Source organism: Streptomyces sp. NPDC058964 (assembly GCF_042741275.1).
In the GTDB taxonomy this organism is placed as follows: domain Bacteria; phylum Actinomycetota; class Actinomycetes; order Streptomycetales; family Streptomycetaceae; genus Streptomyces.
In genome coordinates, this window is the sequence record NZ_JBHYKH010000407.1 from 1 (window position 1) to 8,280 (window position 8,280).

General features: G+C 75.0%; 8 protein-coding genes. 7 read left to right on the top strand and 1 reads right to left on the bottom strand.

All coding sequences use genetic code 11. From position 1 onward, the window contains the following. The 4 genes from ACFW2E_RS34920 to cobI all read left to right on the top strand — a co-directional run. The coding region (locus ACFW2E_RS34920; protein WP_384472385.1) for a VWA domain-containing protein at positions 1-1,533 on the top strand (1,533 nt) is incomplete at its 5' end. Continuing rightward, positions 1,533-2,141 (top strand): cob(I)yrinic acid a,c-diamide adenosyltransferase, encoded by a 609-nt coding sequence (cobO, locus tag ACFW2E_RS34925; RefSeq protein WP_384472388.1) that lies wholly within the window; start codon positions 1,533-1,535, stop codon positions 2,139-2,141. The genes ACFW2E_RS34920 and cobO, both read left to right, overlap by 1 nt. Further along, positions 2,135-3,571, top strand: coding sequence for a cobyrinate a,c-diamide synthase (locus ACFW2E_RS34930; protein WP_384472391.1), 1,437 nt, complete (start codon positions 2,135-2,137; stop codon positions 3,569-3,571). Before cobO ends, ACFW2E_RS34930 begins: the two co-directional genes overlap by 7 nt. After that, positions 3,568-4,299 (top strand): precorrin-2 C(20)-methyltransferase, encoded by a 732-nt coding sequence (gene cobI, locus ACFW2E_RS34935; protein ID WP_384472394.1) that lies wholly within the window; start codon positions 3,568-3,570, stop codon positions 4,297-4,299. The genes ACFW2E_RS34930 and cobI overlap by 4 nt, the downstream gene beginning before the upstream one ends. A 26-nt stretch (positions 4,300-4,325) precedes the next feature. Here the strand turns inward: cobI and ACFW2E_RS34940 are convergent, their stop codons facing one another. Continuing rightward, on the bottom strand, positions 4,326-5,054 hold the full coding sequence (locus ACFW2E_RS34940) for a ZIP family metal transporter (protein WP_384472397.1): 729 nt from the start codon (positions 5,052-5,054) through the stop codon (positions 4,326-4,328). A gap of 95 nt (positions 5,055-5,149) precedes the next feature. Here ACFW2E_RS34940 and cobM point away from each other — a divergent pair, with 95 nt between their 5' ends. The 3 genes from cobM to ACFW2E_RS34955 form a co-directional block, all read left to right on the top strand. Beyond that, positions 5,150-5,968 carry a precorrin-4 C(11)-methyltransferase gene (gene cobM, locus ACFW2E_RS34945; protein ID WP_384472400.1) on the top strand — a complete coding sequence of 273 codons (819 nt, stop codon included), beginning with the start codon at positions 5,150-5,152 and terminating at the stop codon, positions 5,966-5,968. Then, positions 5,965-7,206: a precorrin-6y C5,15-methyltransferase (decarboxylating) subunit CbiE gene (gene cbiE / locus ACFW2E_RS34950; RefSeq protein WP_384472403.1), complete on the top strand. Its 1,242-nt coding sequence runs from the start codon at positions 5,965-5,967 to the stop codon at positions 7,204-7,206. Before cobM ends, cbiE begins: the two co-directional genes overlap by 4 nt. Further along, positions 7,203-8,280: cobalamin biosynthesis protein (locus tag ACFW2E_RS34955; protein ID WP_384472406.1), on the top strand; the 1,078-nt coding region annotated here is incomplete at its 3' end. The genes cbiE and ACFW2E_RS34955, both read left to right, overlap by 4 nt.

The following is an 8,280-nucleotide window of genomic DNA, read 5'->3' on the forward strand; positions in this document are numbered from 1 at the left end:
GCCTCGTACGTCGAGCGCGAGGGCGTGTCGGTGCGGCACGCGGCGCGGTTCCTGCTCGTCGGCACCATGAACCCCGAGGAGGGCGAGCTGCGGCCGCAGCTCCTCGACCGGTTCGGGCTGACCGTGGAGGTCTCGGCCTCGCGCGAGCCCGGCCAGCGGGTCGAGGTCGTACGGCGGCGGCTCGCCTACGACGACGACCCGGCCGGCTTCGCCGCGCGCTGGGCCGACGAGGAGGCCGCCGTACGGGCGCGGATCGTGGCGGCGCGGGAGCTGCTGCCGTCGGTGCGGCTGGGCGACGGAGCGCTGCGGCAGATCGCGGCGACCTGTGCCGCCTTCGAGGTGGACGGCATGCGGGCCGACATCGTGATGGCGCGTACGGCGACGGCGCTCGCGGCCTGGGCGGGCCGCACCGACGTGTTCGCCGAGGACGTCCGGCAGGCGGCGCTGCTGGCGCTGCCGCACCGGCGCAGGCGCAACCCGTTCGACGCCCCGGGGCTCGACGAGGACAAGCTCGACGAGACGCTGGAGGAGTTCGGGGACTCCACCGACGGCGAGGATCCCGACCCGGACGGTCCCGGCGGGCCCGGTGGGGGTGGCGGGCAGCCGGCACCGGACACCGGTCCGCAGGGTGGTGACACGGCCGCCCGGCCCGAGACCGGTGAGGGCGGCGAGCCGCATGCCTCCGGTTCCGCCGAGCGGTCCCCCGCCCGCGCCGCCGAGCCCTTCCGGACGAAGGTGCTGAGCGTGCCCGGCATCGGCGAGGGCGCCGCCGGGCGGCGTTCGCGGGCGCGGACCGAGCACGGGCGGACCACGGGTGCCCGGCGGCCACGGGGGAAGCTGTCCAAGCTGCATCTGGCGGCCACCGTCCAGGCGGCGGCACCGCATCAGCGGGCGCGGGGGCGCTCCGGGCCGGGTCTTGTCGTGCGCCGGGACGATCTTCGGCAGGCCACGCGCGAGGGGCGCGAGGGGAACCTCGTGCTGTTCGTGGTCGACGCCTCCGGGTCGATGGCCGCGCGGCAGCGGATGGGCGCCGTCAAGGGCGCCGTGCTGTCGCTGCTGCTCGACGCCTACCAGCGGCGGGACAAGGTCGGGCTGGTGACCTTCCGCGGCCGCGACGCCCAGGTCGCACTGCCGCCGACCTCCTCCGTGGACGCTGCGGCGGCCCGGCTGGAGTCGCTGCCGACGGGCGGGCGCACCCCGCTCGCGGCCGGGCTGCTGAAGGCGCACGAGGTGCTGCGGGTGGAGCGGCTGCGGGACCCCGCGCGGCGGGCGCTCGTCGTGGTGGTGACCGACGGGCGGGCCACCGGTGGGGCCGAGCCGGTCGCCCTCGCCGGGCGTGCGGCGCGGCTGTTCGCGGCCGGGCAGGTCGCCTCCGTGGTCGTGGACTGCGAGTCGGGGCCGGTGCGGCTCGGGCTGGCCGGACGGCTCGCGGACGAGCTGGGCGGTACGGCGGTGACGCTGGACGAGCTGCGGGCCGACAGCATCGCCGGCTTGGTCAGGGACGTGCAGGGAACTTCGAGGAGGGCCGCGTAGTGCCTCAGGGACAGCCGAGTGTGATCCCGGACGACGGGCTGACGACGCGGCAGCGGCGCAACCGGCCGCTCGTCGTCGTGCACACGGGCATCGGCAAGGGGAAGTCCACCGCGGCGTTCGGGCTCGCGCTGCGCGCCTGGAACCAGGGGTGGCCGATCGGGGTGTTCCAGTTCGTCAAGTCGGCCAAGTGGAAGGTCGGCGAGGAGAACGCCCTGAAGGTGCTGGGCGCCTCCGGCGAGGGCGGGACCGTCGACTGGCACAAGATGGGCGAGGGCTGGTCCTGGGTCCAGCGCGGCATCCAGGGTGACAACTCGACCAACGAGGAGAAGGCCCGCGAGGGCTGGGAGCAGGTCAAACGGGACCTGGCCGCCGAGACGTACAGGCTGTACGTGCTCGACGAGTTCGCGTACCCGATGCACTGGGGCTGGGTGGACACCGACGAGGTGGTCGAGGTGCTCCGTGACCGGCCGGGGACCCAGCACGTGGTGATCACCGGGCGGAACGCTCCGGAGAAGCTCGTCGGCCTCGCCGACCTCGTCACCGACATGTCCAAGGTCAAGCACCCGATGGACGTCGGCCAGAAGGGCCAGAGGGGCATCGAGTGGTGACGTCCTCGTCCGTGCCCCGGCTGGTCGTCGCCGCGCCCTCCTCGGGCAGCGGCAAGACCACCGTCGCCACGGGGCTGATGGCGGCGCTGGCCGGGCGGGGGCTCGCCGTGTCCCCGCACAAGGTCGGGCCCGACTACATCGACCCCGGGTACCACACGCTCGCCACCGGGCGCGCGGGGCGCAACCTCGACGCCTACCTGTGCGGGCCCGAGCTGGTCGGTCCGCTGTTCGCGCACGGTGCGCGGGGGTGCGACATCGCCGTCGTCGAGGGTGTGATGGGGCTGTTCGACGGGGCCGCCGGGGAGGAGGAGCTGGCGTCCACGGCCCATGTGGCGAAGCTGCTGCGGGCGCCGGTGGTGCTGGTCGTCGACGCGTCCGCGCAGTCGCGGTCGGTGGCCGCGCTGGTGCACGGGTTCGTCTCCTGGGATCCGGAGGTGCGGGTCGGGGGCGTGATCCTGAACAAGGTCGCGTCGGACCGGCACGAGGAGTTGCTGCGGGAGGCGTTGGACTCCGTCGGTCTGCCGGTGCTGGGGGTGTTGCGGCGGGCGCCGCAGGTGGACACTCCTTCGCGGCATCTGGGTCTCGTGCCGGTCGCCGAGCGGCGGGCGGAGGCGGTCGCGGCGGTCGCGGCGATGGGTGCGCAGGTCTGCGACGGGTGTGACCTGGATGCGCTGATCGCGCTGGCGCGGAGTGCCGGTGCGTTGCCGGGTGCGGCGTGGGACCCGGCCGAGGCCCTGGGGGCTGCCGCCCCCGGCCCCCCGCTTCGGCCTGAACGGCCTGGTCCGCAAGGGCCGGACGGGCTGGAGGGTGTCGGCCCGCATCGCGAGACACCGGTGGTCGCCCTTGCCGGTGGGGAGGCGTTCACCTTCTCCTACGCCGAGCACACCGAGCTTCTCACCGCCGCCGGTGCCGAAGTCGTCGTCTTCGATCCGCTCCGGGACGAGAGCCTGCCGGACGGGACGAACGGGCTGGTGATCGGCGGTGGCTTCCCCGAGGTGTACGCCGCCGAGCTGTCCGCCAACGAACCGCTGCGCAAGGCCGTCGCCGAACTCGCGCTCGGCGGCGCCCCCGTGGCCGCCGAGTGTGCCGGGCTGCTCTACCTGTGCCGGGAGCTGGACGGGCGGCCGATGTGCGGGGTGCTCGACGCGAGCGCGCGGATGAGCGAGCGGCTGACGCTGGGCTACCGGGACGCCGTGGCCGTGAGCGACAGTGTGCTCGCCGCGGCCGGAACGCGGATGCGCGGGCACGAGTTCCACCGGACCGTCGTCGAGCCCGGCTCGGGGGCGGCTCCCGCCTGGGGCGTGCGCGCCCCTCGACGGCGGGTCGAAGGTTTCGTACAGCAGGGCGTGCACGCGAGTTATCTGCACACGCACTGGGCGTCCGAGCCCGGAGCGGCCCGTCGGTTCGTGGAGAGGTGCCGGACGTCATGAGCAGCAGGCTGGTCGGAGTCGGGGTCGGGCCCGGGGATCCGGAGCTGGTGACCGTCAAGGGCGTCAACGCGCTGCGCGCGGCCGATGTCGTCGTCGTACCCGTGATGGACACGGGTGAGCGCGGGCGCGCCGAGGCGACCGTGCTGCACTACGTGGCCGGGGAGAAGGTCGTCCGGGTCGTGTTCGCGCTCAACGAGCGGACGGACCGGGGGCGGCGGGAGGCCGCCTGGGACGCGGCCGGTGAGCGGGTCGCCGGGCTGCTGCGGGAGCACGGGTCCGTCGCCTTCGCGACCATCGGCGACCCCAACGTGTACTCCACCTTCACCTATCTCGCGCAGACGATCGCGGAGCTGGTGCCGGGGACGGTCGTGGAGACGGTGCCCGGGATCACCGCCATGCAGGATCTGGCGGCGCGGTCCGGGGCCGTGCTGACCGAGGGCACCGAGCCGCTGACGCTGGTGCCGGTCACGGCCGGGGCCGGGGTACTCAAGGAGGCGCTGAACGGGCCGGGGACGGTCGTGGCGTACAAGTTCGGACGGCAGGCCCGGGAGGTCGCTCAGGCGCTGCGGGAGACCGGGCGGATCGGCGACGCGGTGTGGGGGTCGGCGCTCGGGCTGCCGGAGGAGTCCATCCGGCCCGCCGACGACCTCGACGGGGCCCCGCTGCCCTACCTCTCCACGCTGATCGCGCCCGCACGGCGGGACGGCGGCCGGGGCGGGAAGCTGTGACCACCCGGGTGGGCGCCGTGGTGCCGTCAGCCGGAGATGCCGACCACGAGCCAGATGAACGCGGCTCCCGCGACCGTGCACAGCAGGGTCGAGCGGGCCGGGTGCTCGTGGTGGGCCTCGGGGAGGATCTCGGCCGCGGCGAGGTAGAGCAGCGCGCCGCCGAAGAGAGCGAGATAGCCGCCGAGCAGTTGCGCCGGGATCGTGAAGAAGGCCGTCGACAGGGCGCCGAGCACCGGCGCGCCGGCGTCGGCCACCAGCATGGCGACCGCCTTGCGGCGGGCGTTGCCGTACAGGCTCGTGATGGTGAACGTGTTGAAGCCGTCCGCGAAGTCGTGGGCGATCACGGCGAGGGCGACCGCCGTGCCCATTCCGCCGCCCACCTGGAAGGCCGCGCCGATGGCCACGCCGTCCATGGCGCTGTGGCCGACCATCGCGCCGGCCGCCGTGAGGCCCACCTCGGGCGCCCGGTGACCGTGCTCCTCGCCGCCGTGCGCCGCCTGCCGCGCGGCCAGCAGCCGTTCCACCAGATGGGCCAGGAGAAATCCGGCCACGAACAGCAGCAGGGCCGCGGGTACGCCGAAGATCACCCGGCCCGCGGCGCGCAGCGCCTCGGGCAGCAGGTCCAGACCGACCACACCGAGCATCAGACCGCCGGCCAGACCCAGGACAAGGTGGCGACGGTCGGTCACGCGCTGTGCCGTCCATCCGCCGACCAGCGTCATCAGGAACGCGCCGAGCGCGACGAAGACCGCCATAGGCCCTTGCTATCCGATCGCACCCCGATCGCGCACATCCGGCCACCCTTCCACCCACCCACACCATGACATTTCGTACGAGAGGACCCCTCCCCATGGCCGATGCCCCCACCGGCAAGGTGACGTTCGTCGGTGCCGGCCCCGGCGCCGCCGACCTGCTGACGTTCCGTGCCGCGCGCGCCATCGCCGAGGCCGACGTCGTGATCTGGGCGGCCAGCCTGGTCCAGGCGGAGGTCCTCGAGCACGCCCGGGAGGACGCGGAGATCCTCGACTCGGCGGCCATGTCCCTCGAGGACGTCGTCACCGTCTACGGGCGGGCGCGCGCCGAGGGCCTGAAGGTGGCCCGGATCCACTCCGGCGACCCGGCCCTGTGGGGCGGTACGCAGGAGCAGGTCGACCGGTGCGCGGAGATCGGGATCGCGACGGAGATCGTGCCCGGCGTCTCCTCCTTCTCCGCCGTGGCCGCGCTCGCGCAGCGTGAGCTGACGATCCCCGAGGTGGCGCAGTCCGTGGTCCTCACGCGGCTGGGCGGCGGCAAGACGCCGATGCCGCCCGGCGAGGAGGTGCGCGAGTTCGCCCGGCACGGCACGACCATGGCGATCTTCCTCTCCGCGGCCCGCAGCGGACAGCTGGTGCGCGAGCTGCTGGAGGGCGGCTATCCCACCTCCACCCCGGTCGTCGTCGCCCACCAGGCGACCTGGCCGGAGGAGCTGGTCGTCAAGTGCACGATCGGCACGCTGGAGGAGACGGTCAAGGAGCACAAGCTCTGGAAGCACACGCTGTTCCTGGTCGGTCCGGCCCTCGACGCCCACGGCACCCGCTCGCACCTCTACCACCCGGGTCACTTCCACGGCTTCCGCAAGGCCGACCCCGAGGCCCGCAGGGCGCTGCGCGAACGGGGCGCGAGCACATGAGGCCGTCGATCACCGTCGTGGGTACGGGGACGGGGGCGCCCGTCGCGGACGAGGTGCTCGCCGGGGCCGAGCTGGTCGTGGGCGGACGGCGGCATCTCGACGCCGTACGGCTGCCGGAGACGGTGGAGCGCGTCGTGCTCGGACCGCTGGCGCCCGCGCTGGACGCCGTCGAGCGGTGTCTCGACAAGGACGGCCGGGTCGTCGTGCTGGCCTCCGGGGATCCCGGGTTCTTCGGGATCGTGCGGGCGCTGGCGGAACGGTTCGGGGCCGGGCGGCTCGACGTACGGCCCGGCGTCTCGTCCGTCGCGACGGCGTTCGCCCGGCTCGGACTGCCCTGGGACGACGCCGTGGTGGTCAGCGCGCACGGGCGTGACCTGCGCACCGCGGTCAACGTGTGCCGGGCGCGGCCCAAGGTGGCCGTGCTGACCGGGCCGGGGGCGGGCCCCGCCGAGCTGGGCGCGGCGGTTCCGGCGGACCGGGTCCTCGTGGTGGCGAGCGCGCTCGGCGATCCGGGGCGCGAGCGCGTGGAGCGGGTGACGCCCGCCGAGGCCGCGGCCCGGGACTGGGGTACGGCGGTGAGCGTGGTGCTGTGCCTGGACACGGCACGGGCGCTGGGCCCCGTGCGGACCCTCGCCGGGGGGCGCGAGACGCCCGCCGGCTGGGCCCTGGGCGAGGCGGCGTTCGCGCACCGCGACTCGATGATCACCAAGTTCGAGGTGCGGGCCCTGGCGCTGGCCAGGCTCGGGCCCCGCCTCGGCGATCTCGTCTGGGACGTCGGCGCGGGCTCCGGGTCCGTGGCCGTCGAGTGCGCCCGGCTCGGCGCCGCCGCCGTCGCGGTCGAGAAGTCCCCGGACGGGGTGGAGCGGGTCCGTGCCAATGCGGCGGCGCACGGCGTGGACGTGCGCGTGGTGCACGGGGAGGCCCCGGACGCGCTGTCCGTGCTCGACGACCCCGACGCGGTGTTCATCGGCGGTGGGGGGCGCGAACTGCCCGCCGTCGTGGCCGCGTGCGCACGGCGGGCCCGGCGGACGGTGGTGATCGCGATGGCCGCCCTCGACCGGGTGCCGGCCGCCCGCGAGGCGCTCACCGCTGCCGGGCTGTCCTGCGACGGCGTACTGCTGCAGTCGTCGCGGCTGGCGCCGCTGCCGGGGGACGTGACCCGGCTGGCGGCCACCAATCCTGTGTTCCTGCTGTGGGGCGTCCGGCCTCAGGCGCGTAGCGAAGGAGTTGCTCTGTGATCGGCCTCATCTCCGCCACCGCGGCGGGCGCGGCTGCGCGGGACCGGCTGGCGGCCGCGTGGCCGGAGCGCACGCGGACGTACGAGGGTCCCGTCGGGGACGCCGTACGGGCCGCGTTCGCGGAGTGCGAGCAGCTGGTGTGCTTCCTCGCCACCGGGGCCGTGGTGCGCCTCGTGGCGCCGCTGCTCGGCGACAAGTCGGCCGACCCGGGTGTGGTGTGCGTCGACGAGGGCGGCCGGTTCGCCGTGTCGCTGCTGGGCGGGCACGGCGGCGGGGCCAATGAACTCGCCCGTGCGGTGGGCGGGGTGCTCGGTGCCGAGCCGGTCGTGACGACCGCGACGGACGCGGTCGGGCTCCCGGGACTCGACACCCTCGGACTCCGCTTCGAAGGGTCCGTCGCGACCGTCTCGCGGGCCCTGCTGGACGGTGAACCCGTCGTGCTGGAGGCCGAGTCGCCGTGGCCGCTGCCCGCGCTGCCGACGTCGCCGCAGGGGTCGTACACCATCCGGCTGACCGACCGGGCCGTCGAGCCCGGCGAGCGCGAGGTGCTGCTGCGCCCGCCGTCCCTGGTCGTCGGTGTCGGCGCGTCCCGGGGAGCTCCCGCCGACGAGGTGCTGGCACTGGTCGAGTCGGCGCTGCGGGACGCCGGACTCTGCGCCGGCTCCGTCGCCGAACTCGCCACCGTCGAGGCCAAGTCCGGTGAGCCCGGCATCGTCGCCGCCGCCGAACGCCTCGGCGTGCCCCTGGTGACGTACTCCGCCGGGGAGCTGGCGGGCGTCGAGGTACCCAACCCCTCCGACGCGCCCCTCTCCGCGGTCGGCACACCCTCCGTCGCGGAGGCCGCGGCGATGGTGCGCGGGGGCGAACTCCTCGTCCCCAAGCGGAAGTCGGTACGACAGGACGGGCAGCCCGCGATGGCGACCTGTGCGGTGGCGCGGCGGCCGGCCCGGGGACGGCTCGCGGTGGTCGGGCTGGGGCCCGGCGCCCGTGATCTGCTCACCCCGCGGGCCGAGGCGGAGCTGCGTCGCGCCTCGGTGATCGTCGGCCTCGACCAGTACGTCGACCAGATCCGCG